The organism is Polyangium sp. 6x1 (assembly GCF_029946515.1).
Classification (GTDB): Bacteria; Myxococcota_A; Polyangia; order Polyangiales; family Polyangiaceae; genus Polyangium.
In genome coordinates this window covers 1-25,157 of sequence record NZ_JARZHH010000043.1, presented here as the reverse complement: position 1 = coordinate 25,157, position 25,157 = coordinate 1, and the positions used below count along the sequence as shown (strand labels likewise).

General features: G+C 68.7%; 20 protein-coding genes. 10 read left to right on the top strand and 10 right to left on the bottom strand.

The window, feature by feature from the left end; genetic code table 11:
• Nucleotides 1-8 precede the first annotated feature (8 nt).
• The 3 genes from QHF85_RS32095 to QHF85_RS32085 form a co-directional block, all read right to left on the bottom strand.
• Entirely contained in the window at nt 9-476 is a 468-nt protein-coding gene (locus QHF85_RS32095) for a thrombospondin type 3 repeat-containing protein (protein WP_281331195.1), read from the bottom strand.
• A gap of 95 nt (nt 477-571) precedes the next feature.
• Nucleotides 572-1,882, bottom strand: a complete 1,311-nt coding sequence (locus QHF85_RS32090) for an acetyl-CoA hydrolase/transferase C-terminal domain-containing protein (protein WP_281331194.1) — start codon at nt 1,880-1,882, stop codon at nt 572-574.
• Between the two features lie 17 nt (nt 1,883-1,899).
• Nucleotides 1,900-3,564 carry an FGGY-family carbohydrate kinase gene (locus tag QHF85_RS32085; RefSeq protein WP_281331193.1) on the bottom strand — a complete coding sequence of 555 codons (1,665 nt, stop codon included), beginning with the start codon at nt 3,562-3,564 and terminating at the stop codon, nt 1,900-1,902.
• Between the two features lie 24 nt (nt 3,565-3,588).
• Between QHF85_RS32085 and QHF85_RS32080 the strand changes: the two genes are divergently transcribed.
• The 3 genes from QHF85_RS32080 to QHF85_RS32070 are packed head-to-tail and all read left to right on the top strand — an operon-like array spanning nt 3,589 to nt 7,033.
• Complete coding sequence (locus QHF85_RS32080) at nt 3,589-4,578, top strand: substrate-binding domain-containing protein (RefSeq protein WP_281331192.1); 990 nt, start codon at nt 3,589-3,591, stop codon at nt 4,576-4,578.
• Entirely contained in the window at nt 4,575-6,077 is a 1,503-nt protein-coding gene (locus QHF85_RS32075; protein ID WP_281331191.1) for a sugar ABC transporter ATP-binding protein, read from the top strand. The genes QHF85_RS32080 and QHF85_RS32075 overlap by 4 nt, the downstream gene beginning before the upstream one ends.
• Nucleotides 6,074-7,033: an ABC transporter permease gene (locus tag QHF85_RS32070; protein ID WP_281331190.1), complete on the top strand. Its 960-nt coding sequence runs from the start codon at nt 6,074-6,076 to the stop codon at nt 7,031-7,033. Before QHF85_RS32075 ends, QHF85_RS32070 begins: the two co-directional genes overlap by 4 nt.
• A 423-nt stretch (nt 7,034-7,456) precedes the next feature.
• Here QHF85_RS32070 and QHF85_RS32065 read toward each other — a convergent pair whose 3' ends face one another.
• The 5 genes from QHF85_RS32065 to QHF85_RS32045 form a co-directional block, all read right to left on the bottom strand.
• The gene (locus tag QHF85_RS32065; protein ID WP_281331189.1) at nt 7,457-9,985 is read right to left on the bottom strand and encodes an ATP-binding protein; all 2,529 of its coding nucleotides are present in this window, start codon (nt 9,983-9,985) and stop codon (nt 7,457-7,459) included.
• Nucleotides 9,986-10,166: 181 nt separating this feature from the next.
• Entirely contained in the window at nt 10,167-11,687 is a 1,521-nt protein-coding gene (locus QHF85_RS32060; RefSeq protein ID WP_281331188.1) for a hypothetical protein, read from the bottom strand.
• Nucleotides 11,688-11,718: 31 nt separating this feature from the next.
• Nucleotides 11,719-13,047: an aspartate kinase gene (locus QHF85_RS32055; protein ID WP_281331187.1), complete on the bottom strand. Its 1,329-nt coding sequence runs from the start codon at nt 13,045-13,047 to the stop codon at nt 11,719-11,721.
• 116 nt (nt 13,048-13,163) lie between these two features.
• Nucleotides 13,164-14,303, bottom strand: a complete 1,140-nt coding sequence (gene chrA, locus QHF85_RS32050) for a chromate efflux transporter (RefSeq protein ID WP_281331186.1) — start codon at nt 14,301-14,303, stop codon at nt 13,164-13,166.
• A gap of 62 nt (nt 14,304-14,365) precedes the next feature.
• On the bottom strand, nt 14,366-14,695 hold the full coding sequence (locus tag QHF85_RS32045) for a DUF2934 domain-containing protein (protein ID WP_281331185.1): 330 nt from the start codon (nt 14,693-14,695) through the stop codon (nt 14,366-14,368).
• Nucleotides 14,696-14,850: 155 nt separating this feature from the next.
• Here QHF85_RS32045 and QHF85_RS32040 point away from each other — a divergent pair, with 155 nt between their 5' ends.
• The 3 genes from QHF85_RS32040 to QHF85_RS32030 all read left to right on the top strand — a co-directional run bounded on the left by QHF85_RS32040 (nt 14,851) and on the right by QHF85_RS32030 (nt 19,352).
• Nucleotides 14,851-16,974, top strand: a complete 2,124-nt coding sequence (locus tag QHF85_RS32040) for a S9 family peptidase (protein WP_281331184.1) — start codon at nt 14,851-14,853, stop codon at nt 16,972-16,974.
• Between the two features lie 95 nt (nt 16,975-17,069).
• A complete protein-coding gene (locus QHF85_RS32035) occupies nt 17,070-18,431 on the top strand; it encodes a hypothetical protein (RefSeq protein WP_281331183.1) in 1,362 nt (453 codons plus the stop codon).
• A gap of 117 nt (nt 18,432-18,548) precedes the next feature.
• On the top strand, nt 18,549-19,352 hold the full coding sequence (locus tag QHF85_RS32030) for a hypothetical protein (protein ID WP_281331182.1): 804 nt from the start codon (nt 18,549-18,551) through the stop codon (nt 19,350-19,352).
• 39 nt (nt 19,353-19,391) lie between these two features.
• Here the strand turns inward: QHF85_RS32030 and QHF85_RS32025 are convergent, their stop codons facing one another.
• Both QHF85_RS32025 and QHF85_RS32020 read right to left on the bottom strand, forming a co-directional pair.
• Nucleotides 19,392-20,198, bottom strand: coding sequence for an energy transducer TonB (locus QHF85_RS32025; RefSeq protein ID WP_281331181.1), 807 nt, complete (start codon nt 20,196-20,198; stop codon nt 19,392-19,394).
• Nucleotides 20,199-20,754: 556 nt separating this feature from the next.
• Complete coding sequence (locus QHF85_RS32020) at nt 20,755-21,231, bottom strand: hypothetical protein (protein WP_281331180.1); 477 nt, start codon at nt 21,229-21,231, stop codon at nt 20,755-20,757.
• A 298-nt stretch (nt 21,232-21,529) separates the two neighbouring features.
• Between QHF85_RS32020 and QHF85_RS32015 the strand changes: the two genes are divergently transcribed.
• The 4 genes from QHF85_RS32015 to QHF85_RS32000 all read left to right on the top strand — a co-directional run.
• The gene (locus QHF85_RS32015; protein WP_281331179.1) at nt 21,530-22,384 is read left to right on the top strand and encodes a hypothetical protein; all 855 of its coding nucleotides are present in this window, start codon (nt 21,530-21,532) and stop codon (nt 22,382-22,384) included.
• Nucleotides 22,385-22,545: 161 nt separating this feature from the next.
• Nucleotides 22,546-23,181: a hypothetical protein gene (locus tag QHF85_RS32010; RefSeq protein ID WP_281331178.1), complete on the top strand. Its 636-nt coding sequence runs from the start codon at nt 22,546-22,548 to the stop codon at nt 23,179-23,181.
• Nucleotides 23,182-24,091: 910 nt separating this feature from the next.
• Nucleotides 24,092-24,421, top strand: a complete 330-nt coding sequence (locus QHF85_RS32005) for a four helix bundle protein (RefSeq protein ID WP_281331177.1) — start codon at nt 24,092-24,094, stop codon at nt 24,419-24,421.
• A gap of 240 nt (nt 24,422-24,661) precedes the next feature.
• A partial coding sequence (locus tag QHF85_RS32000; protein ID WP_281331176.1) for an RNA polymerase sigma factor occupies nt 24,662-25,157 on the top strand: 496 nt, incomplete at its 3' end.

The following is a 25,157-nucleotide window of genomic DNA, read 5'->3' as shown; positions in this document are numbered from 1 at the left end:
TCAAGGATTCACTCCGCGCACGAAGGCCACGGCACGGTGCGGAGGTAATACTCCCACGTCTGGAAACTCGACGTGTTGCTCCTCTGCACCTGCCCGCTCGTGCACCAGCGATTCTCGGTCCAGGACGTCCCGCGCGCGAGGCACTGGTATTGCACCATCGCCCGTTTCGACCCGGCGCAGCCGTGAAACTTGTACTGCAGGCAGCTGTCCATGTCGGGCGTGACGTTCACTTTTTGCTCGGAGATGACGCTCGCCGCGTCACACACGTCGCCGCTCCCGTCTCCGTCGCAATCGGATTGAGACGGATTCGCGATACGCGGGCAATTGTCCGAGATGTCCGAGACGCCGTCGCCGTCGGTGTCGATCGGGCCGCGCGGATCCCCCTGGCCCGCAGAGGCCACGTCGACCGTCCCCGACATCGTCCCGAGCGCGGCGAACAGCACCGCAATACGAATGGCTCGCCTTGTTCCACGCATGTGATCCCCTGCCGAGCAGGAAGTGCGCCGAGCCTAGACGGATGGCCCCGCGAGGGCCAAATTCCAGGGTTCGGCGCCTCTCCAGGCAGGGGAAATCAGGCGGGATCGAGGAAAACGTAGCGACGCTGCTTCGCGGCCGCGAGCAGATCCGCGCGGTGGTCCGGGTGCGCGATGTCGATCAGCGCGAGCGCGCGCTGGCGAATGTTTTTGCCCCAAAGATTCGCGATGCCGTGCTCGGTCACCACGTAATGGACGTCGCCGCGGCTCGTCACGATGCCCGCGCCGGCCTCCAGCGTCGCCGCGATGCGGCTCACCGTGCCCTTCTTCGCGGTCGAGCGCATCGCGATGATCGGCTTGCCCCCGCGGCTCCGCGCCGCGCCGCGGATGAAATCCACCTGGCCGCCGATGCCCGAGAAGAACCGGCCGGCGAGCGTGTCGGCCGCGACCTGGCCCGTCAGATCGATCGCCAGCGCCGCGTTGATCGCGATCATCTGGTCGTTCCGCGCGATCACGAACGGGTCGTTCGTGAAGCCCGACGAGCGCATCTCCACGAACGGGTTGTCGTGCACCCAGCGGTAGAGCGCGCGGCTGCCCATCACGAACGAGGTCACGATCTTCCCCGGCAAGAGCGTCTTCTTGCGGCAGGTGATCACGCCCTTTTGCACGAGGTGCATCACGCCGTCGGAGAACATCTCCGTGTGGATGCCGAGATCGTGGTGCCCTTCGAGCGCGGCGAGCGACGCGTCCGGGATCTTGCCGATGCCCATCTGCAGCGTCGCGCCGTCCGGCACGAGGCTCGCCACGTGGCGGCCGATCGCCCGGTCGATGTCGTCGAGCGGCTCGACCTCGCGCTCCGGCAGCTCGTCGTCGACGGGCACGAGGTGGGCGATCCGATCCACGTGCAAGAACGAGTCGCCGTGGGTCCGCGGCATGCGCGGGTTCACCTCGGCGAGCACGAGATCGGCCGTGTCGATCGCGGCGCGCACGACGTCGACCGAGACGCCGAGGCTCACGTAGCCGTGCTCGTCCGGCGGCGAGACCTGGACGAGCGCGACGTCGATCTTCACGCGGCCCGAGCAGATGAGCTCGGGGATCTCCGAGAGGAAGACCGGCATGAAGTCGGCGCGCCCCTCGGCCACCGCCTCGCGCACGTTCGAGCCGATGAAAAACGCCGTGTGGCGGAAGCGTTTTTCGAGGCCCGGCTTCACGTACGGCGCGGGGCCGAGCGTGAGCAGGTGGACGATCTCGTTGCCTTCGAGATGCGTCCCTTTTTCGGTCATCGCCTCGACGAGCCGCGACGGCTCGGCCGCGCCCGAGCCGATGAGGATGCGACGCCCCTTCGGGATCGCGCGTATGGCGCCTTCGGCTGTCGTGATCTTGTCGGCGAAACGCTCGTGCCAGTTCATCCGGGTCTCTGTCCTCGTCACGCGTCTTCGCGCATGAGCGCGCGATACGCCATCTGATCTTCGTACATTCGCAAGAACACCCGGTGTTTGCGGTCGTGGAAGCGCGCGACCTCGCCGCCTGTGGGCGCGACAACCACGCCCGCCTCGCTCATCGCACCCATCGCCGCGAGCACCGTCGGCTGATCGCCCGAGGCCACGGCGCCGAGGATGGCCGCGCCGAGCAGGACCGCCTCGGGCTCGCGGGGCAGGATCACGCGGCAGCCCGTCACGTCCGCGTGTTCCCGCACGAAAACCGGGTTTTTCGTGTCCCCGCCCGTCGCGTAGAGCGCCTCGATCCGGTAGCCCGCCTCGTTCATCGCCGCGAGGATGTGCCGCGTCCCGTGCGCGAGCGCCTGGATCGTCGCGAGGTACAGGATCGCGAGCGCGTCGACGTCATCGGCGAGCCCGAGCCCGCTCACCATGCCCTTGAGCGTGGGATCGGCGCGCGGCGAGCGGTTTCCATGGTGGTCCGGCAGCACGTGCACGTCGCGCGTGAGGGCTGCCGGGAAGGCGTGTTTCGTCGCGAGTGCGTCGAGCCGCTCGTTCAAGAGCGCATACACCGTCGTCCTGCGCCGCCGCGCCTCCTCCGCGAGCTCCGGCCCCCGCGCGTGCGAATGCACCACGTGATCGATCAGCGCGCCCGTCGCGCTTTGCCCGCCCTCCGTGAGCCAGAGGCCCGGGATCATGGCCGAATTGTAGGGGCCCCACACGCCCGGCACGAAGCGCGCTTGGCGCGACGAGGCCATGTGGCAGGTCGACGTCCCGCCGATGAGCGCGAGCCGCTCCTCCATCGCGGCCTCGTCCGGTGCCACGCCATTCGTTGGTATTCCAAGCAAACCGAGCCCGCCCGCGTGTGCGTCGATGATCGGCACGGCCACAGCCGTGCCTGCGAGCAAGCCGAGCTCGGCCGCGGCGCGCTCGGTCAAACCCCCGGCGCGCTCGCCCATGGGCCGCACGCGTTTTCCGATGCGGGAGAAGCCCTCGTCGACGAGATCGCCGAGGCCGATCGACCGGAAATACGAGTCGTCCCAGCGCCCGATGCTCCCGTCTGTGCCGGGCTCGTGGCCGAGGTAGGTCCACTTGCACACCGTCGTGCAGAGCGAGCGCACGTCGCTCCCGGTCGCGCGATAGGCCATGAAATCCGGCAGATCCAGGAAACGCGCGGCGCGACGGTAGCTTTCGCCGAGGTGCGCCCGGAGCCAGGCGAGCTTCGGCGTCTGCATCTCCGGCGAGATCACGCCGCCCACGTACCGCAGCACCTCGTGGCCGCCTGCGTTGATGCGCGCGGCCTCCTCGATCGCGCGGTGATCCATCCACACGATGACGTTCCACCGATCGTCGCCCGTGGGGCTCACCGTCACGGGGCGATCGCCCTCGTCGAGCAGCACGAGCGAGCACGTCGCGTCGAACCCCAGGCCGACCACACGCTCGGGGCGATCGCCCGCCTCGCGGAGCGCGGTCCGCGTGGCCTCGCACGCGGCGGCCCAGATCTCGTCGGACGACTGCTCGACGAAGTCCGGCGCGGGGCGGTGGAGCGAGATCGGACGCACGCCGATCCCGAGCTTGCGCCCTTGGCCGTCGAAGAGGGCGGCGCGTACGCTGCCCGTGCCCACGTCGATCCCGAGATAGTGACGGTCTTGCATCCCGGCCGATTATACTCGGCGCCCATGTTTGGCCGGACCCTTCGTTTCGCCCTCACGCTCGTCGCCGCGCTGCTCCTGCTCTCGTGCAATCGAAGCAAGGACGGAGGGACGACGAAGATCGCCGTCATCCCCAAGGGCACGACGCACGAGTTCTGGAAGGCCGTGCACGCGGGGGCCGTCAAGGCCTCGCGCGAGCTCCACGTGGAGATCGTGTGGAAGGGGCCGCTCGCGGAGGACGATCTCAAGGGGCAGATCGACGTCGTGCAGAGCTTCGTCGCCCAGGGCGTGAGCGGCATCGTGCTCGCGCCGCTGAACGACAAGGCGCTCGAAAAGCCCGTCGACGGCGCCGTGAAGGCGAACATCCCCGTCGTGATCTTCGACTCGGATCTCGCGGGCAGCGCCCACAAGAGCTTCGTCGCGACCGACAACCTCGCGGCCGGCCGGCTCGCCGGCGAGAAGCTCGCCGCGCTGCTCGGGCAGAAGGGCAAGATCGCGGTGCTCCGCTACCAGGAGGGCTCGGCGAGCACGCAGAAGCGCGAGGAGGGGTTTCTCGAGGCCGTCCGGAAGATGCCGGACATCCAGGTCGTGAGCGACAACCAGTACGGCGGCGCCACCACGGAGAGCGCGTTCGAGAAGGCCGAGAGCCTGCTCGCCGCGCAGAACGCCGGGAGCGGCGGCGTGGACGGTGTTTTCTGTCCCAACGAATCGACCACGTTCGGGATGCTGCTCGCGCTGCGGAAGGCGGGGCTCGCCGGGAAGATCAAGTTCGTCGGGTTCGACGCATCGGAAAAACTCGTCGGCGCGCTCCGGGACGGGCACGTGGACGCGCTCGTCGTGCAGGATCCCTTCAAGATCGGCTACGAGGCGGTGCGCACGATGGTCGAGGTCATCGCGGGCAAGCCCGTGCAGCCGCGCATCGACACGGGCGCCGTGGTCGTCGACAAGGCGAGCCTCGACAAGCCCGAGACGAAGGCGATCGTCGCGCCCGATCTCGCGCCGTGGCTCGGGAAGTGAGCGGCCTCGTCGCGCGCGGCGTCGCGAAGGCGTACGGCGCGACGGTCGCGCTCGCCGGCGTGGATCTCGAGGTCCACGCGGGCGAAGTGCACGCGTTGCTCGGCGAGAACGGCGCCGGCAAGAGCACGCTCGTGAAGATCCTGGCCGGCGCGGTGCGGCCCGACGGCGGGAGCCTCACGCTCGACGGCGCGCCGTACGCCCCGAAAGATCCCGCCGCCGCGCGCGCGGCGGGCGTGCGCCTGGTCAGCCAGGAGCGCGCGCTTTGTCCGCACATGACCGTGGAGGAGAACGTCCTGCTCGGCGGCGAGCCCACGCGGATGGGCGTGCTCCGCCGCGAGGAAGCGCGGGCGATCGCGGCGCGCGCGCTCCACGCGATCGATCCTTCGGGCGCGAAGAAACATCGCCTGCGGCCGGACGCGCTCGTGCGCGATCTCGGGCCGGGCGAGCAGCAGCTCGTGGAGATCGCCCGCGCGATCACGGAGCCGCGTTGCCGCCTGCTCCTGCTCGACGAGCCCACGTCGAGCCTCGGCGCCGACGACGTCGAGGCCCTCTTCAAGGTCATTACGCGCCTCTGCGAGGCCGGCCTCGCCGTCGTGTACATCTCGCACCACCTCGACGAGATCCGCCGCATCGGAAGCCGCTTCACGGTGATCCGCGACGGCCGCACGGCCGGGACCGGACGCGTCGCCGAGGCCACGCCCGCGGACATCGTGACCATGATGGCCGGCCGATCCATCGAGGATCTCTACCCGCGTTCGCCGCGCGTCCCCGGCGACGTCGTGCTCGAGGCGCGTGATCTCGCGGGCGCAGGTTTGCCCGTGCGCGCGAGCTTCGAGCTCCGCCGCGGCGAGGTGCTCGGCATCGCCGGCCTCGTCGGCTCGGGCCGCACCGAGCTTCTCCGCGCGATCTTCGGCCTCGATCGCGTGCGCCGCGGCGAGGTGCGCGTGGGCGCATACGTCGGCCCCGCCTCGCCCGCAGCCCGGCTCGCGCAGGGCGTGGGCCTGCTCAGCGAGGATCGCGGCGGCGAGGGGCTCGCGCTCGGGCTCACGATCGCGGACAACGTCACGCTCTCGCGGCTCTCGGGCCTCGGCCCGCGCGGGTTCGTCGCGCCTTCACGGATGCGCACCGCGGCCGCGCGGTTCATCGAGAAGCTCGGCATCGTCTGCGCAGGACCCGACGCGCCCGTCTCGTCGCTCTCCGGCGGCAACCAGCAGAAGGTCGCGCTCGCACGGCTGCTCTACCACGACGTCGACGTGCTCCTGCTCGACGAGCCCACGCGGGGCGTGGACGTGGGCGCCCGCGCCGCGATCTACGCGCTCATCGACAGGCTCGCGTGCGAATCGAACAAGGCCGTGCTCGTGGTGTCGAGCGCAGCCGAGGAGCTCGTGGGGATCGCAGACCGCGTCGCAGTCATGCACAAGGGCGAGCTCGGCCCGGCGCGGCCGGTGGGCGAGCTCGACGTCCGCGCCGTGATGCTGGAGCAGGCAGGGGCCTCATGAAGTACTTGCGTAAGTACCCGTTCCTCGGCCCGCTCGTGGCCGTCGTCGTCGTGTACGCGATCTTCGCGATCGTCGCCCCCGGCTCGTTCACGCGAGCAGAGAACCTCACGACGATGGCCGGCCAGACCGTGGTCGTAGGCATCGCAGCGAGCGGCATGACGCTCGTGATCCTGCTCGGCGGGATCGATCTGTCGGTCGGCTCGAACGTCGCGCTCTCCACAGTCGTATGCGCGCTCTGCATGCGCGCCGGCGCGCCCGCCATCCTCGCCGCCGCAGCCGCCATGGCGAGCGGTCTCGTCGCAGGGCTCGTGAACGGCGCGCTCGTCACGACGCTGCGGATCACGCCATTCATCGTGACACTCGGCACGATGCGGGCACTCCGGGGCCTCGCGAAGGGTCTCGCAGACGAGCAGAAGATCGACGCGCCCTCCTCGGGCATCGACGCCCTCGTCGCCCCCCTGCCGCCCGGCTACGGCTGGGCACTCTTCCCGCCGGGCGTATGGATCATGCTGGCCACATCGGGGCTCGTGGCAGCGATGCTCGTGTACACGCGAGGCGGGCGTCACATCGTGGCCATCGGGTCGAACGAGGCCACAGCGCGGCTCTGCGGCGTGCGCGTCGAGCGCATGAAATGGCTCGTCTACGGTCTCGCAGGGCTCTTCGCCGGACTCGCAGGCGTGATGGAATTCTCGACACTCACCGTCGGCGACCCGACAGACTCGATAGGCCTCGAGCTCGAGGTGATCGCAGCCGTCGTGATCGGCGGCGGCTCCCTCGCAGGCGGCGAAGGCTCGGTCGCAGGCGCACTCTTCGGCGCACTCCTCATGACCGTGATCCGCACAGGATCGACCTACCTCGGCATCGACAACTGGGTCCAGGACATCGTGACAGGCGGGATCGTCGTCACGGCAGTCGCGCTCGATCGCGCACGGCGCGCGAGTGAAGCGCGACGCTGAGCTCGTGTCTCGAGTCGAAGGCGCTTCGCTGGGGCGTTGCCCCAGGCCCCACCGGGGCTATCCGCCCCTGGACCCGGACCAGCGCAAGCGCTGGACTCGTGGTCGATGAACTGCGCTCCGCGCAGTTCATCGAACGGGCCAGGTCAAGACCGCGAGCGACGCTGCCAGCCAAGACCGCAGCGCGGACGGGTCCGTCGGCAACGCGGTACCACCGGCCTGTGGGAAGAACTGCGCATCGCGCAGTTCTTCCCCAAAGGGTCCAGGGCTGGCGCTGCCAAGAGGGGGCGAACTGCTTGAAGCTCTTTCCCCGCATCGACTGCGCGAAGCGCAGTCGATGCCCAAAGGTCCAGGGCTGGCCCTGGTCCGGGTCCAGGGGTGGACAACCCCTGGTCGGGTCCGGGGTGAAACCCCGGCGCAGCGCTCCTAGCTCGCCTCGCGCAGCCCTGCGAGCAGTGACACCAGCTCGGCGGGCTCGAAGGGCTTTGCGAGGTGGGCGCGGTAGCCTGCGGCGAGTGCGCGTTCTCGGTCTTCGGGCCGCGCGAATGCGGTCACTGCCACTGCGACGATCTCTTTTTCGTGGCCGTCGCGCCGTGCCCGGATTTCCCGGAGGAGCGCGTAGCCGTCCATGCCTGGCATTCCGATGTCGCTCACGATGAGATCGATGGGTCGTGAGGCGGAGACGTCGAGTGCCTCTGCGGCTGACGCGGCTGTGCACACGACGGCCTTGTGTTCCTCCAGCACGCGCTTCACGAGCTCGCGTGAGTCGGCCTCGTCGTCGACCACGAGTACGGCCACGCCCTGCAGGTTTCGCGGATCCTTCGGCGGCGCGCTCTGCGGCAGCTGCGAGGGCGCGCGGCTGCGCTCGCGGGCTTCGCAGGGCAGCTCGACTGTGAAGGTTGCGCCTTTTCCTTGGCCCTTGCTCTCGGCGCGCACCACGCCTCCGTGCAGCTCCACGAGCCGTTTGACGATCGAGAGCCCGAGGCCGAGGCCGCCGTGCCGCCGCGCCATCGAGGAGTCGGCCTGGCGGAATCGTTCGAACAGAAACGGAAGGAACTCGGGCGTGATGCCTTGACCCGTGTCGTGCACGGTGAGCACGGCGCTCTCGCCTGCTTGCGTCAGCGAGACCTCCACGCGCCCGCCCTTGGGCGTGAACTTGATCGCGTTCGAGACCAGGTTCCAGACGACCTGCTGCAGCCGCGCTGGGTCGCCGCGCACCGCGACTCGCGCCGGATCCCGGGGCCCGCGGACTGTGACGCCCTTCGCCTCCGCGGCGGCGCGGCAGGCCTCGATTGCGGCCTCCACCACCGGCGCGAGCTGCGTTGGCTGGAGATCCACGTGGATCTTGCCCGAGACGATGCGGCTCACGTCGAGCAGATCGTTGATGAGCTGCGCTTGCAGGTGCGTGTTGCGGTCGATCACCGCGAGGCCCTTGGCGAGCTGATCCGGCCGGATCCCGGGCCGCTGCACGAGCTGCGTCCAGCCGAGGATCGCGTTCAGGGGCGTGCGCAGCTCGTGGGACAAGGTCGCGAGGAACTCGTCTTTCATGCGGCTCGCTCGCTCGGCCTCGGCCCGCGCTGCGCGCTCGCTCTCCAGCAGGAACAGGCGCTCGATCGCCGCCTTCTTCTCGTCGGTCACGTCGCGGCTGATCCCCACGATTCGCACCGGCTTGCCTTCCGCGTCGTACGTGATGCGCCCGAGCGAGTGGATCCAGCGCTCGCCTTTCTCTGGGTGCAGCACGCGGAACTCCTGCGTGAAATCCGAGATCCTCTGCGCCATGAGGCGATCCATGTCGGCGTCGGATGCTGGCAGATCGGCCGGATGGATCCGGCTGCGCCAGTCGGCGGAGTGAAGCGGGCGGTTTTTCAAGTCGTGCCCGTAGAGCTCGTATTCGGCGTCGGACCATGTGTAGAGGTCGCTCGCGACGTCGTACTCCCACCACCCGGCCTTTGCCCCGTCGAGGGCGATACGCAGCCGATCCGCGCTCTCGGCGAGGGCCGCCGCGGCCTCCCTGCGCTCGGTGACCTCCTCGCAGACCACGTTCACGCCGACGATCACGCCGCCTGCGTCCCGGAGCGGGAAAAGACTCTCCATCCAGACCCGCTTCTTGCCGGGCTTGGCGGGGGTCTCGCCGACGAGCTCCACGTTCAGCAGTGGCTCGCCCGTCTCCAGGACCTTGCGAAACATGGGCTCGGCCAGGTCCGCGAGGTTCGGCAGGATCTCACGTATCGAGCGGCCGATGTGCGCCGCGGGGGGAATCCCGTTGATCTCGGCGAGCCGCCGGTTGATCCGCACCCAGCGGAGATCCCGATCGATCACGCAGAGCCCGATCGGCGCCGCTGCGTATGTCGCTTCGAGCTCGGCGAGCTGCCGGCGCGCGACGGCCTCGCTCTCGCGGAGCGCCTCCTCGGCCCGCCGCGCGGCCTCGAGCGACAACGCTACCTCGCGCTCGCTCGCCTCCAGCGCGGCCGCTCGCTCTGCGATTCGCCGTTCGAGCTCCGCATTGCGACGACGAACCTCTGCTTCGGCGTGAATGCGCGCGTCGAGGTTTCGGGCGAGGCCGGCCTCGCGCCCGCGCCGCGCTCGCTCGTTGAGCACGCTGATGGAAAACCCCATGACCAGGAAGAGCGCGAGGCGCACCTGATCCGCGAACGAATCGATGGACAGACTGCCGAGCGGGCTCAGAAAAAGCAGGATCCCGAGGAGTGCCGAGAGGCTCGTGGCGAAGATGCCCGGCCAGATGCCGCCGTACGCGGCGGCGATGGCCACGGGGAGGAGCAAGGCGAGGAGGGGCGCATTGTCGCCCATCCACGGTTCGAGGGAAAACCGGACGATGACGACGACGAGCATCACCGCAATGGAAAGGCCGTAGGCGTACCACGCCTTCCCCGGCACCACACGAGCGCTCCGGGGGGCCTCGAGCCGCGCGCCGCGGTGCTCGTCGGCTGTTTGCATCAACCCTCGCTCGGAATGGCGGAACCAGAGCACTCCCGTCCCGACAAGGCTAACGAGAGGGCAACAGCTTCGCAACGTGGAGGGCCATCTCCTCTTGCTCGCCCACGCCCGGCCGATCGTCCTCGAAAAGGAGACCGACCAAGCCGAGCGTACGTCGCGGCGCGCTGGCGAAAAAGCCGCCTCACCCCGCCCGATCGGCGAGAACACGCACCTTGAAGCCGAGCTCGCGCGACAGCGCGACCATCTCGTCGAACACGTCCCCGTAGGCCACGGCCACGTGATTCGAGAGGTAATGCGCCATCAGCGTATCGCGGCCGATCCCCATGTCCGCCGCCATGAACGGCCATTCGCGCGTCGTGCCCTCCCACCAGGCGTCGCGCACCTCGGGCGGGAGCTTCACCACCTCGCCTTTCCCGATATCCATCCAGAGCGCGCCTTCTTTGATGTACGTACGCGCCCAGGTCATCGCGCCGGGCAAGCTCTCGCCCGCGAACGAGCCGCCCGGCGTCGGGAAATACATCGCCGGCTGCCGGTAGCTGTGCGCGCCGCGCAGCGTGTCCTTGTCGTGGTTGAACGCGTATGCGCCGCACGATCCCGAGTTCAGGAGCACCCACAAGAAGCGGCCGTCGTGCTCGCCGCCCCAGCGCACGTCGTGGAACATCACGGCCTCGTGCAGGCCTTTTTCTCGCAGGAGCCGCTTCATCAGCTCCATCGGGATGGCGTTGCCCTGATCGGCCTCGGTCGCGCAGGCGATCGTCGTCCCGTTCGATTCGGGGCGACACGCCGAATTGAACAGGCCCTCGGCGAGGTCCGAGGGCGGGCGGAGCGGGATGAGCCCGAGCTGGTATTGCCAGCCGAGGCAATCGGCCTTGTATTCGTTCACGAGGTCGAGCACCACGAGGTAATCGCGGAGCTGCTCGCGCGTCGCGCGCTCGTCGAAATCGGCCGCGCCGTTCTCGCCCCAGTGGAACGTGAGGCCCCGATCCTTCACGAACCGGAGCGCGTCGTCGATGCGCTTGTCGGCGATGCCCCGGCCGCGATCGATGATCCACGCCTGATCGATCTTGTGCTCGGTGAAGCCGTGCTTGTTCAGGAGCCGCGGGCCGAAATACCCGTTGATCATGCCCATCGAGGTGTCGCCGAGCATGAGCAGGAGCACGCGCCGCTTGTGGATCTCCGCGGCCACCTTCCGGGCGATCGCCTCCGCCGCCGGCGCGATCGGGCCGGGCTCGCGGATCGCGTCCTCCGGCCAGGCGAGGCGGCCCGTCTGGCACCACGTGTCGAGCCGCTCCATGAACGCCTTGTCCGCGGACCAGTCCTCCGCGTCCGTCCAGATCCGCGAGAACGGCCGATCGAGGCTCTCCAGACACGCGCCCGTGTTCAGCAGGCCCACGAGGCCGGGCCAGCGGCCCGAGAAATTCGAGGCCAGAAGCAAGGGGTTTTCCTTGCCGACCACGCCGTCCGTCGTGTGTGGCCCGTAAAACCAGTGCACGCACACGCCGATCATCGGATCGTCGACGGGCCCGAGCTTCTCGATCGACTCGTGCGGCTTCGAAAGAAACCCCTCGATCCGGTAGGGCGCGTGGCCGAGCTTCTGGAGCGCTCGTTCGAGCTCGGCCGTCGCCGCCGTGATGCTGGGGACGGCGACCTCGTTCGGCTTGGCCCGCGCGTCGCCGGGCCAGAACAGGGCGATCTTCTTCATCCCCCTGCAATCGACCACGCGCCGGCCGGCGTCAAGCGCGCTCGAAGAGCCTCTCGTGCAGCACCGCCGACGCGGCGCCTACGTCCTTGTCGGCCACGAGCATCGTCAGGCTGATGCTCTTCATCCCGTAGCTCACCATTTCGACGTTCACGCCTGCGTCCGCGACGGCCTGCAAGATCGCCGCGCCGAGGCCCGCCTGCTCCGCGAGCCTGCGGCCCACGACCACCATCAGCGTCTTTCCCGCCTCGACGCGCACGTCGCCGAGCCGCTCGAGGTCTGGCAGGGCGCGCTCCAGCGGCTCGCGGCGGTCCGTCGTGAACGACACGCTCACCTCCGAGGTGGCGATCATGTCGACCACGACCTCGTGCCGCCCGAGCGCCTGGAACGCATCGCCGAGGAAGCCCGCGGCGCCGAACATCCGCGTCGAGCAGATCGTCACGGCGAGCTGCCCTTCCTTGTAGGCGATGCTCGTCGCCGGCAGCTTGCTCGACGGCGCGGCCTCGCGGATGACCGTGCCGGGGTGCTCGGGCCGGTTCGTGTTGAGCACGCGGACCGGGATGTTGTTCTCGATCGCCGGGACGAGCGTCGATGGGTGCAGGACGCGGCTGCCGAAGTAGGCGAGCTCCGCGGCCTCGTCGAAGCGCATCTCGGGGATCGAGCGGGCATTCTTCACGACGCTCGGATCCGCGGTCATGACGCCGTCGGTGTCGCTCCAGATCTCGACCTCCTCGGCGGCGATGGCCGCGCCGACGAGCGTCGCCGTGAGATCACTGCCGTTCCTGCCGACGGTCGTGATGTCGCCGGCCTCGGTTTTTCCGACGAAGCCCGTCACGATGGGCACGACGCCTGCCGGCACGCGCTCGCGCACCGCGCGCTTCATCGCGTCCTCGTAGCCGGGCAGGGGGCGCGCCGAGCCGAACGCCGCGTCCGTGAGAAAACCGAGATCCCAGACGTCGAAGGCCTGGGCGGGCAGGCCCTCTCGCGTGAAGAAATCGGCGATGACCCGCACGGCCATGCGCTCGCCGAAGCTCGCGGCGTAGTCGAGGCTGCGCAAGCTGAGCTCCCGCACGAGCGACAGGCCCCGGTAGAGGGCCGAGATTTCCTCGTAGAAGGGCGCGAGCAGGGCGTCGTCGCAGCCGAGCTCGCGGGCGATCGCGGCTTGCCGCTCGATCACGCGCTCGGGGGCGTAGACGCCGCGGGCGGCCTCGCGCGCGCCCGAGAGCAGCGCGTCGGTCATGCCCTTATGGGCCGAGCTCACGACGAGCGGCGTTCGCGCTGCGCGCCCGCGGACGATCGCGAGCACCTTCTCGATTTGCTTGCGGTTGGCGACGGAGCTGCCGCCGAACTTCATGACGATCATGGCGGCCGGACGGTAGCGCAGTGCGTCGAAACATGCATCGGGTTTTTCCGGGGTTTGGGGCGTAGCCCCAAGCGTCAGGGGGGTTCCCTTGGGCCCCAGCGAACCTGATTCCGCATTTATGACGAATGTCCGAGCACCGCGCGAACCACGAGTCCGGCGAGGGCGCCGCCCACCACGATCCACGTCGCATTGATCTTCGGCTGCATCGCGACGGGCAAGGCGGCGACGAGGATCAGCCATGCGGGGACGTCGACGAGCGCGCCGCGGCCGAGGGCGATCGTGGCGGCGACGAGCAGGCCGAGCGACGCGGCGGCGGCGCCGTCGAGCAGGCCGGCGAGGCGCGGGGCGGCGCGCATTTTCGGCAGGATCGGCGCGCTCGCGCGGACGAGGACGAAGCTCGGGAGGAAAATGGCGAGCGTGGCGACGGCCGCGCCGGCGGGGCCTTCGATCAGGTATCCGATGAACGTCGCCGTGGAGAGCACGGGCCCGGGCGTGAATTGCCCGATCGCGACCGCGTCGAGCAGCTCCGCCTCGGTGAGCCAGCCCCGCTCGGTCACGAGCCCCGTGCGGAGCAGCGCGATCAGCACGTATCCGCTGCCGTAGAGGATGCTCCCGACTTTGAGGAAAAACAGCCCGAGCGGAAGGAGCTTTCCGGCGCCCGCGGCCGTGGAGGCGGCGAAGGGAAGGGCCAGCACGGCGGGCGACACCCCCGCCTTTTTCGTATCGGACGGCGGTTTTTCGGGGGGCTTCTTCGCGCCCGAGGCGATCGCGCCGAGCGCGGCGCCTCCGAAGAGCACGCCGATCTCGTTCACCCCGAGCACGCTCGCCGCGGCCGCGGCGAAGCCGAGGGCCAGGAAAAACCAATCTTTTTTTCGAGGGAGCACGAGCCGCGCCATGGCCGCGAGCACGATCGAGAGCATCGCCGGCTTCAGACCGTAGAGCAGCCCTTCGAGCGCGGGCAGCGTGCGCAGGCGCTCGTAGGCGACCGCGAACCCGGCCGTGATCAGCGCGGCCGGCAGGATGAAGCAGGCCCCGGCGACGACGAGCCCCGGCGTGCCGGCGCGGCGATACCCGAGGTGGATCGCCATTTCGGTGGAGTTCGGCCCCGGGATCAGGTTCGTCGCGGCGAAAAGATCCAAAAACTCCTCGCGCGTCACCCATTTCCGGCGGACGACGACCTCGGCCTCCATGAGCGCGACGTGCGCGGCCGGGCCGCCGAACGAGGTGAATCCGAGGCGCAAAAACAAAAGCGCCACCTCGCGCAGCCGGCCCGGTTCGGCTGCGGCGGGTGGCGCCGGGGGAGGGGTCTCCTCTCCCTTCAGTGCACGACCTCGCCGGCCAGCATGGCGTCGATCTCGCGCTCGGCGACGAGCCAGTCCTCCACGGGGTCCGTCGTGCCAAGCCCGATCGTCTCGGCCCGGTGATACGCGGCGAGCGCGATCAGCCGGCGACGCTCCTCGAGCGACACGGGCCTGCGCTCGGAGGCGGCGGGCGCTTTCGAATCCTCGTCGATCGCGGCCGGCTCTGCGAGCGCGGGCGCGGGCGGCGGCGGCGCGCTCGGCGCGAGGGCGGCGGCGGTCGCGACCTTCGCGCCCTTCTTGCCTCCCTCGCTCTTCTTTTGCGCTGCCTTCTTGCCTTTCGTCTTCATCGATCTCTCCTCGGTGGTTTCGTCCGGGAGAGGGGCTCCTAACGTGGGTGGGGGAGGCGGGCAAAGTTTCGTGGGAGAGGAAAAGTCGCGCCAGCCCGAGCGTGACTTTGCCCGGGCCCCCGAAAGCCGCGCGCCTCGTGCTAGCGTCGCCCGCCATGCGAGCGCGCTTCTCGACCTTCCTGGCCCTCTCCCTCCTCGGCTGTGGTGCGGTCCCGACCTCGGATCCCGCCACGCCTCCCGCGACGTCCTCTGCCGCCGCATCCCCGATCGCGGCCGCGCTCCCGCCGTGGACCGCGCCCTCCACGCCCTCCGCGCCTGCCGGATCCCCGCCTGCCGCGGTGCCCACGCTCCCGGCGGAGGCGCACGCCGAGACGCGGCCGCTCGCGGTCGACCTCGCGTCCTTGCCGCGGATCCAGGGCGTCACCCTTTCCCCGGACGGCCAGCAGATCGCCTATGTCGTGAAAGAGACGCGGCTCGATGCGGAGGCGACGCCCTCGGACAGCGACACCTCCGGCGGCTGGAAGTCCGAGGCGCAGCTCTGGGTGGTGGGGCGCGCGGGCGGCGCCCCCAGGCAGCTCACGCGGGCCCAGAAATCGGTCGGAAACCCGAAATGGCTGCCCGACGGCCGCGCCATTGCGTTCGTTCGCGCGGAGGGCGAGGGCCGCAAGATCCACGTGCTGCCGCTCGACGGCGGCGAGGCCGAGGTGCTCGATGTCGGCGCGCTCGAATTCGAGGACTACGAAATCGCGCCCGACGGCCGCTCCATCGCCTTCACCGCGGCGCCGCCGCTCTCCCAGGCCGAAAAGGAGGCCGCGTGGCGCAGCGGGGGCGTGATCGACGAGGCCACCCGCTTCCGGTCCTCGCAGCTCTGGGTTCTCGAACGAGGCGGCAAGGCTCCGCGCCGCGTCACCCCGGGCAAGGAGAGCGTGCTCGCGTTCCGCTTTTCGCCAGACAGCCGGACGTTCGTCGTGATCACCTCGCCTTCCTCGGATCCCCACGACGCTTCCTTGCGGCACTCCGCGCGGATCCTCCGCGCCGCCGACGGCGGCACGGTCCGCGATCTGACCCGGGAGCCGCGACCGCTCGGGAACGTCGCCTGGTCGCCGGACGGGCGCTACGTGGCCGTGCAAAGCGGCAAGAACACGCTCTCGCTGCTCAATGCGCTCGAGGTGTACGAGGTCGCGAGCGGGCGGTCCTGGGACGTGGCGGACAAGCTCGACGCCGCGATCGGCAGCTTCGCGTGGTCGGGCGACAGCCGGAACCTGACCCTGCTCGTCGCCGAGCGGACCGGCACGAAGCTCGTGCGCGTCCCCGCGGCCGGCGGCAGCGCCACGCAGCTCGGCCGGACGACGCGCTTGCTCGGGCCCCTCGGCACGACCGATCGATCGGGGCGCTTCACGGCGACGATCTCGTCCGGGCCGACCGATCCCCACGCGCCGACGGTGGTCGACCTGCAGACCGGCGCCTTGCAGGTGGTCGCGCCGCAATCGAGCCGCATCGCGGGATGGACCGTGGCCAAGACCGAGGTCGTGAAGTGGAAGAATGCGGACGGCGTCGAGATCGAGGGCCTCCTCACGGTCACGCCGCACGCGGGCGCGGGCCCTGCGCCGCTGCTCGTCGCCCCGCACGGCGGGCCCGACGACGTGAGCCAGGACGGGTTCAATGCCTTCGCGCAGTACATGGCGGCGCGCGGTTATTCCGTCCTGCGCCCGAACTACCGCGGCAGCTTCGGTTATGGCCAGGCGTTTTACGCGGCCAATCGGGGCCGCCTGGGCGAGGTCGAGCTCGCCGACATCGAGAGCGGCGTGGATTCGCTCATCGCGGCCGGACGTGTCGATCCGCAGCGCCTCTATTATGGGGGTTGGTCCTGGGGAGGGTACGTCACCGCGTGGACCATTGGCCACACGCGCCGTTATCGCGCCGCGGTGGTCGGCGCTGGCGTCGTCGACGTGGTGGCGCAGTATGCCGGGTCGGACATCAACCACGGCGCGGCCGCGCAATGGGAGTTCCGGGGCGATCCCTGGAAGCAGCCCGAGGAGTTCGCCGATTCGAATCCGCTGCGCTCGCTGAGCAAGGTCGTCACGCCGACGCTGATCGCGCACGGCGACGAGGATTCGCGTGTGCCGCCGATCAATGGCCTGATCCTCTACCGCGCGCTCACCGACATCGGCTGCGAGGTGCGGCTGCACCGCTATCCCCGCGAGCCCCACGGCTTCCAGGAGCCGGCCCACCAGGTGCACCTCTGGACCACGTGGGCGGCGTGGTACGCGGCGCATTGATGGATTGTTGAGCGGGGGCTCGGTCGGACAAAGTTTGTGCCCCTGGAATGCTTTCGGCATCATCGGTGGCCCTCTGCTGGCCAAGGGGTCCGCTGATGCTTCGTCGCGTCTTCACCTGGTGCTTGCCGCTGATCCTCCTCGTCGTGTGCGTACCGAACGTCGCCCGCGCGGACGTCATCCGCGTCTGCGTCAAGCCGCCGGACGTCGCGCCGAACGTGAACGAATGGGCCTATTCGCCGGGGGCGAAGGCCCTGTGGACCACGAGCCGCGCGAAGTTCACCACGAAGAGCCAGGGGCTCACCGTCTACGTGTTCGACCCCTACGCGCCGCCTGCGAGCACGAGACTCCTGCCGATCCCGCACAACAAGCTGACCTGCCCGGCGCCGCCGCCGCACCCGAAGCCAGCTCCGCCGAAGGACGCGCCCAAGGCCCCGGCCGAGGAGGGGAAGGCAGGAACGTCCGCACCCGCCGAAGGCTCGGAGCCGCCGAAGCCTTCGCCCCAACCGGTGAAGGACGAACAAGGGGAGACCGTGCCGCCCGGCGTGAAGAAGATGCCGGAGCGTCCGCCGGAGAAGCCTCGGCCCGCGCCGCCTCCGCCCGAAGGCGTGCTCTCGAACGAGCCGCTTTTACCTTCGACGTCCACCTTGCCGAAGAAAGACGAGGTGCATCCGCCGAAGTGCGTGGACGAGCATTGCACGCTGGTGGATCGGGGCGGCGCGCTGCCGGAGCGCGTGTTTCGCCCTGGAGCGCCGCTCTCCAGTGTGGCGTCCTGCGAGCAGACGAAGGAGGGGTGCAAGCGGGACGCCGAGGCGAAGAAGAAGACGCGAGCCGGGGCCATCCTGGAGCAGGTCGTGATCGCTGGGGCGATCTTCAACCTGCAAATGAACGAGGACCTCTATCGGCCCGACGGAAAGGAATACGGGATTGTCGGCGGAATGAACGCCGACGGGCCGAACGACCCGAGGCTCCAGGCGGCGGCCGCGGCCGTGATGTTCTCGCCGGTGGCGATGGGGCTCGGCAACCAGTTCATGAAGGCGACGTCGGAGGCCTTGGCACGTGGGGAGAAGGTCGTCATCAAGGACGTGAGTGAGCTGTCGGAAGATGCGGCCAAGTACCTGGCGGAGGAGCATGGAGAGGCGCTGACGAAGGCGCTGTCGGAGGCAGGGGTGATCGCGCCGTTCCGCGTGATGCGGCACTTCACGGCGAAGTATGGTCGGGCGTGGCAAGCGCACCACATCTACGAGGTCAAGAAGATGACGGAGATCGGCCTCGATGCCCTGGATGGGCCGTCGGTGATCCTCTCGGAGGAGGCGCACACGGTGGTGACGAACGAGCTGAGGAAGTACACGCTACACATTCCAGGGAAAAACCGCCAGGCCCTATGGAAGGCATACGAGGAAGCGTACAAGAAGTCGCCTCACTGGTTGAAGACAATCGCGCATTACTTCGAGAAGTAAGCGAATCAGGTGGGTGAAAGTGGTACGATGAAAACCAAGGTACGGGTAAAGTTTGACGGGAATGACGTTCCGAGACGCGAACAGACCGTCTTGGGCCCCGCGGGGTGTGGTCCCGATGTGGCCGAGGTCAGCGATAACAAGTTTCTGAAGCAAGTTTTTGTTTATGTTACGCTCGACATCGACGACCCTCGCCTCCTCACCCTGCAGAAGCTCCTGCTCGCCTACAAGGTCCAATGGTCGGAGGATCGCTGGGACGAGTACACGGACGAGGAGTACGAGGCCGCGCGCTTGATCGTCGTACAGGCGCTTGCGGATAACCACGTCGTCGGAGGTCCCCGCTTCTACACGGAGTACGATCTCTCGAACGCCTGCCCGGCGTGCGGCGCCGGGATGCGGCAGACAGGGGCGTACATGCTCGATGGCGCAGGCCCAACCATGGTGGGTCTCGGACGATTTCGCGCCGTATCCAGCTACAGCGAGATCATCGTCGACCAGCCGCTCGCCGAGACGCTCGCGCGCGCGAACCTCTCCGGGCTCTCCCTCCGGACTGTGTATGGGATCCAGCCAGACGAGGTGCCGGACGAGCTGATCTGGAAGCAGATGTGGGCGGCGCATACCCTGCCCCCATTGTCGCCGCGCTCGACCGGGATCCACTTCGACAGCGCATGCAAGACCTGCAAGCGCGGCAAGATCGACACGACGAGCCCCGAGCGTTTCACCTACCGCGCCCGGGACCTCGAAGGGGCTCAGGACGTGAACCGGATGTGGGAGCACTTCGGGTACGTTCGGTGGAACGGCGACCTGAAGACGGCCGTCGTGTGGCAACCGTACTTCGTCGTCTCCCCCAAGGTCTGGCGCATCTTCAAGGACGCAGGCGTGACCGGATTCAAGTGGCTCCCGATCCGCGTCGTCGACGAGTAAGTCGGCAGTGCGCCCTCCCCATTCACGGCATCGAGCGAGTCATTGCTCTTTCGGCATGACCAACCTGATCGTAAACGTGTACCTGACCCGGGCAGGGCGACCGTCGAGGATGACCGGCGTGTATCGGGACGCTTCGAGCACGCGGAGGACGGCCTGCTCCATGTAAGGCACCGTCTGCAAGACGCGGCACTCCTGGAGACGCCCCTCCTCCGTCATGACGCATTGCACCTTCATGATACCATCCACGCGATTGCACAACGCGAGCGGCGTATAGCGTATCTGGGGACCGGACACATGTCGTGGCCTCGTGATTTTGTCCTTGGGCAAGGACTTGAACGTCGGCGGCGTCGACTCGGTGCCTCGTGGAGAAGCGGGCGGGGGCGCATCAGGCCATCGGATGTCCCACCGGAACTCGTAATCCACCGCGATCGGCTCCCCGTCCTGCTCCGCCGGCTGGAACCGCTGCTTCGCGAGCGCCTGGAGTGCGACGTCGGTCATGTACGGGATCGTCTCCACGACGACGCAGTCCGTCGCCTCTCCCTGTGTCGTCACGATACACCACACGCGGATCCGCCCCTCGGCGCGCACCGCCGCCGCCTCGGGCGTCAGGGTGAGGGAGGGCCCCGTCGCCGGCTCCGGCCGCTTCATGCCCTCCGCGAAGACGGCGACGCCAGGCGGACGCTCCCCGGGGCACCCTTCGCTCCGCGATTCATTCCTGTCCACCGGGAACGTCGTGTACACGGCCGTCTCTGGCCTCGGCGTACACGCCACCAGGCTCCCCACGCAGAGCACCCCGAGCAGCACCCACCGGGCCCCACGCTCAACGTCCGCTTTCCCGAACACCACGACGCACCCCTACACGTGATCCACCCCCACTCTCCAGCCGAAAAGCGACAGACAACCCCGTCCCTCGCCGGCTCCACCGCCATCCCGCTCGAACGACGCCGCCCGCGCGTTCGCGCCGGAGCTCCTCGGAAAATTCTTCGGCGGCGCGGCCCCGGGGCAATTCGTGCGCAAGGGGCTCCGCGCGCAGTGCGAGAAGACGCGCGGCGTGCTCCTGCCCGAGGCCAAAAAGCTCGGCGCGGGCCACGACCTCGCACCGTTCGCCGCGCCGATCGATACGGTCAGCACGGCCGCGCTCGACGCGCTCGACGCGCGCACCAACGCCAAAGGAAATCGGCAGCTCGTCTCGAACGAGACCGACGAATGGAAAGAGGGCATCCATGCCCTGCGGACAACGACCTACGCGGAGCTGCTCGAGATCGCGACGGCGAAGAAGTTGCCGAAGTCGTGGGTCGAATCTTTCTTCCGAAAGCCCGACGCGGCCAGGGGCGAAGACGCCGATACGGGCTCCGCCCCCGAGCCTGGCGACGCCGATCCCTGCGAGGGGATCAGGCTCGTTTCACGGGTTGTGCGACACCGTGAACGGCATCTGCATGATCGTGGCGACGACCTGGCTCGGAGCGCCGGCCGGTGCGAGATCGACCGGCTGCTGGAGCTGGTAGACCGAGCCCTGCGGAGGAAACACCGGGAGGTTGTCGTTGACCAGCGCGGCCGTCTTCGTGTTCTTCAGCACGAGGGGGGGGCCACCGCCCGGCGGCTTCTCGATGGTGAACGTGAAGTCGTGGTAGAGCGTGTTCTTGAACTTGGGCGGCATCGTGCTGATGACCTCGAGCGGGCTCAGCGGGGTCGTGTCGATGTCCCAGTCCTGGCTGAGGGTGACCTTTCCGAGCACGGGGGAGTCCGCCGACACCTCGTGGCCGATGATCTTGAACATGACGCCGCCCAATCCCTCAGCGATGTTCTTCTCGACCCGGACCTTGATCCCGCCCTTGAAGTCCAGGCTGACGATGCCGAGGACATTCACTCGCAGCGGCACGTTGACTGCATACATGGAGCAGGGGATCTCCAGACCGATCGGGGGTAGCAAGCCACCTAGTAACGACATAGTCTCCTCATGGATTGTGGGATGCGAGGCGCGTCGACCCGCACTGCAAAGGCGACCCGCCCCGGGTCTACTTCGCCGTGGCAAAGCCTCGGAAGGCTCCACGACGTTGCGTGTCCCCCTTTCTAGAGATTCCGGGCGCCGAGGACCATGGGACCAAAGTCCTATACGAGAGCGTGCGCCGGCCCCTCATCCGTGGACGGCCGGGGGAGACGGTGTATCCTCCGCGGCCATGGACGATCCCTTTCGCGAGCGAAGGCTCCCTCCGGCCGAGGTGCGCCGCATTCTGCGCCGGGCCCTCACGCTCGCCGAGCAAGACCCCGAGACGCAGGCGGTCGAGACTTCGATGACCGAGGGCGAGCTCGCGCGCCGCGCCGCTGAGCTCGGGATTCCGCAGACGGCCCTTCGGGGCGCCGCGGACGAGCACGCGCCGATGTTGAAGCCCGAGGAGAAGGGGAGCGCTTGGATTGGCGCGCCGCTGCGCACGGTCCTCGAGGAGGAGATCGAGGGGGAGATCTCGACGGACGCCCACGAGGAGGTGGTCGAGGTCATTCGCAGCGTGATGGAGGACGCGGGGCAGGTGCAGATCGTGGGCAAGACCCTGACGTGGACGCCCACCCTGAACCCGCAGCGGCAGACGCGGCAATTCTCGGTCACGGTGCGCGCGCGGAACGGCAAGACCTTCGTTCGCGTGGAGGAGTCGTTCGCCGCCATGGCTGCGGGCCTGTTCTTTGGTCTCGGGATCGGCCTCGGGTTCTCCGGCGCGCTCCCGATCTTCGGGGCGACCTTGCACGCCACGAACAGCGTGTTTGGCGCCGTCCTCGGCGCCGTCGCGTGGTTCGGGTTCGTCTACCTCATCGCGCGCACGATTTTCCCCTGGGTCGCGCGGCGACGGTTCAGGAAACACCGCGAGCTCCGGACGCGCATTCTGACCGCGGTGCGCGCGGTGCCGCGCGTGGAGGCGCCGCGGAAGCGGAAGCGGATTGCGGGAGCGGAGGCGGAAGCGGAAGCGGAAGCGGAAGCGGAGGCGGAGGCGGAAGCGGAGGCGGAAGCGGTCGAAGGACGCGGGGCTCGGGCGCACCGCTGAGCGCCTCGTGGCCTCGTGGCCAGAACGCTACGCTGTCGCGCTTCCGCGACAGTCGAGGTGGCTGCGTGCTGCATGGCCACAGGCTGTGCGCTCGGTGCGGCTCGCAGGCTCGATGGTCCAGCTTCGGCTGTGTGGTACGCGGCGTGCAATCCAGCGCGGCCATGACAACACGCTTCGCCAGCTTCGTCGTCGTCTCGGCCACAATGGCCGCCATCCAGTCGCACGCTTCGACCGCCCGTGCGGCGAGCCCCGACAAGGCGTATCTCCAAGTCGGTCCCGGCGCACCGCTGCAAGGCGCCGGGACGCGCGATGATTCCTGGCGGTTGAAAGTCTCTGGATCGCTCGGTGGAGGCTTCACCCTACGCGCGAGCATGGATGATGGTCACGGGCCTGGGGCCTTCGCGGGGAGCTTTCGCGTGTTGGGTGGCTGGGAGCCGACCCCGGCGTTTTTTTGTGGCTTCTCCTATCGCGGCGTTCGTGGCCGAGGCAATGACGACGGCTTCGGTGCGTCGATCGACACCGACATCGTTACGAGCGTTTTCGAATTCCACCCGACTGCCGGTTTCTGGGCGGATCCATACGTGTCCGTGGATCTTGGTTATGGCTTCTACAGTTCCGACGTGCTGGGTCGCAGCCCCATCGTCACTCGGTTCAATGGGTTCGCGGCCGGCGTCGGCCTGGGCTTCGCGTTTCGCTCGAAGCGCGTTGCTTTCGGACCGCAGCTCAGCTTCGTGACGCTGCCATCGGTCGGGTCCCACTCGGCGCTGCTCGACCTGCGCCTGGATGTGAGGTTTTGACGGCGTCCGATGACACGCGCGAGCGTGAAACCAGCGGGGCCGTCAGAAGCTTGTGTCTCCGCGGCGCGCGGGGGTATGCGACGTGGGCACGGGAAACCTCGCTGTGGCCGTCGCGACGGCATGTCGCGATGCGGGTCGATCGAGGGACACAGCAAATCGCTGGCCAAGCGGGGACGAGCGGAGAAACGAGGGGCGGGCCGCGAGGGGTGATCCAGGATGGAGCGGTGACCGTTCCAAATTGGAGCGGAGCGCTCCAGATCGGAGCTGCATGGGGAGCATGCGAGGGTCGGAGCGGCTCTGGAGGCGCCTGCGCCGGGCGCAAGAGCGGCGGGGAGCGCTCCGAAGGGCGCTTGCGCCGGGCGCAAGAGCGGCGGGGAGCGGTCCGAAGGGCGCTCGTACCGGGCGCAGGAGCGGCGGGGAGCGCTCCGAAGGGCGCTTGCGCCCGGCGCAGGAGCGGTGGGGAACGGTCCGCAGAGCGCTCGTACCGGGCGCGCGAGCCTCGGGGAGCGCTCCGAAGGGCGCTTGCGCCGGGCGCGCGAGCCTCGGGGAGCGGTTCGAGAGGCGCTTGTACCGGGCGCGAGGCCGAAAAGGTCGATGACATAGCGAATGATTGGCGCGAAGCCGGAAGCGGGAGCGGTAGCGGTAGCGGTAGCGGTAGCGGGAGCGGGAGCGGTAGCGGTAGCGGTAGCGGTAGCGGGAGCGGGAGCGGTAATCAGGGGATCCCGCTCGGGGACGGCGATCGTACCGTCGTGCTCGGCCTCTTCAAGGCCAAGCCGTCCTCGCCGTCCTCGCAGCACTGCGTGCTGCTCCGGGCGGCTCCGGGCGGTGCTGCGCAGCCTTGAAGAGGCCTGCGCGCGACGGTGCGGGATGGGGGTCCCGGCGAAAGGGTCGTCGGACGGAGGGTTTCGTCATGCTGAGGATTTACGAGGTCATTTTGGCCATGGCTGGAGACGCGGCAGGTATCGCGGAGCAGATCGAACGAAGGGATTCGGATCTCGCCCGACAACTGCGCAGGGCCATGCATAGCGTGGCTCTCAATACGGCAGAAGGGGCCGGGAACACAGCGGGGCATAAACGGCAGCGCTATCAGTCGGCCCTCGGTTCGGCGCGGGAGGTGCTGGCCTGCGTCCAAGTCGCTCAGGCCATGCGGTACATCGGCACGGTCGACGCGCGGGCGCTCGACCGCATGGACCACGTCATCGCCACCCTCGGCCGCCTCGTCTACCGCCGCGCCTCCTGACCCCCCGGGCGGGCCGTCCCCACCAGGGCGGCCCGCCCGCACGGCCTGGATCTCGGCCCCCATTACGATCCCCCGCTCGCCATTCCCGACGGATCGTGGGTTCTCCGCGGACGAACCAATCCGCCAATTTACCGTTGAGTTCGCCCGCGATTCGTGAGACAAAACAAGCGACGCCAGCCGGCGCTTGCAACACCGACCGGCGTCTGACACGCAAACCCCACAGACCGGAGTTCACGAGCTGTGACAACGCTACTCGACCATTCGCCGCCGGCAAACTTCTCGGCGTCGCACGCCTTGCTCGGCCGCCTCTACCTCGAACACCGCCAATTCCTGCGTCGCCTTCTTCTCGGCCAGGCCGTACCTCCCCGCGACGTCGAGGATCTCCTGCAAGACATCTTCATCACGGTATGGCGTCGCCTCTCGTACCTGGTCACGCCGGAGCAGGCCCGTCCGTGGCTTTGGGTGATCGGACTCAACCATGCCCGCAACTATCGCAATCGCCTACGATACGAGCGCGAGGTCCTCGTCGGTTTCTCGGAGGATTTCCCCGAGCAGGAGGACGGGACGTCGCCGGAGACGTTGCTGCATGCGATCTATGGGATGTTCCGACTCAAGCGGTTCCTGGGGAAGCTCAGCCCGCGCATTCGGGACGCCGTGATTCCGTATCTGGAGGGATGGTCGATCGCGGAGATCGCTGCGTCGCTTGGGATCAAGGCGAAGGCCGTCTACAGTCGCG